The organism is Micromonospora sp. AMSO1212t (assembly GCF_008868145.1).
GTDB lineage: Bacteria > Actinomycetota > Actinomycetes > Mycobacteriales > Micromonosporaceae > Micromonospora > Micromonospora tulbaghiae.
This window is the reverse complement of record NZ_WBKS01000255.1, coordinates 1-1,044: the sequence shown is the minus strand read 5'-3', so window position 1 is coordinate 1,044 and position 1,044 is coordinate 1. Positions and strand designations below refer to the sequence as shown.

Here is a 1,044-nt window from a genome sequence, read left to right as displayed (position 1 = left end):
GGAGGTGCCTACGACGTTCGTGGCGCGTACCCGGTAGTGGTAGGTGGCTCCGCGGGCCAGGCCGGTGTTGGTGAAGCCGCGGCCGGTTACGTGGAACGTCGCCGGTTCGCGGGTGAAGGCGGCGTCGGTGGCGCGCTGCACGATGAACCCGGCGCCCGGTCCGGCCGGCGTCGGCGCCGACCAGCTCACCGTCACGGTCGCGGTGTCCGGCCCGGACACGCTCGCGGTGACGCTCACCCCGGTCGGCGCGACCGGGCGGGCCGGAGTGGTCACTGTGGCCACAGTCGACCAGGGGGAGGCGGCACCCAAGTACGTCGTGCGTACCCGGTAGTAGTACGTGGTGTCCGGCGCGACGGCCGGGTCCACGTGGGCCTCGCCCACGGCGATGGCTGTGGTGCCCGGACCGCTGGTGAACGTCGGGTTGGTGGCCCGCTGCACGTCCACTCCGGTGGCGAAGGAGTGGTTGGCCCAGCGCAACGCCACGCGCAGCGGCGCGGTCGGCGGCAGCACCGCGGTCAGCCGGGTCGGCGCGGCCAGGTGCACCGCCGCCGGTACCGCGTTGGACCAGGACGAGCAGCTCACCGCGTTCTCGGCCCGGATCCGGTAGTGGTAGGTGACGCCGGGGGTGACTGTCGCGTCGGTGTAGCGGGTGGCGGTGGCGGCCACCGTGATCTCGGTCAGCCCGGTGGTGAAGGTGCTGTCGGTGGCGCGTTGCAGCCGGTGGCTGGTGGGTACGGGACGGCTGCCGTTGCCGGTCCAGGTCAGCGCGATGGCGGGTAGCGCGGTGGCGCTGCCGGGCGCCGGGGTGGCGGTGAGCCCGGTCGGCGCCTTGGGGGCGACGCGCAGGACCAGTGGGCGGCTCATGCCCTGGTCGCGCAGTCCGGCCGAGCGGGTCTGCCAGCGGTACTCCCAGCCCAGGTTCACCAGCTGGTTGACCACGACCGCGGGGCGGCCGTCGACCGGGCTGACCGGGCCGGCGTCCAGCCGCGCGCCGGCCGGGCGGGTCGGGTCGAGCAGCCGTACGCTGTCGCCGATCTTGAACGG

Annotated in this window: 1 protein-coding gene; it reads right to left on the bottom strand. The window is 74.4% G+C overall.

Going from position 1 to position 1,044, the window contains the following annotated elements:
• The coding region (locus F8279_RS29685) for a fibronectin type III domain-containing protein (protein WP_151501711.1) at positions 1-1,044 on the bottom strand (1,044 nt) is incomplete at both ends.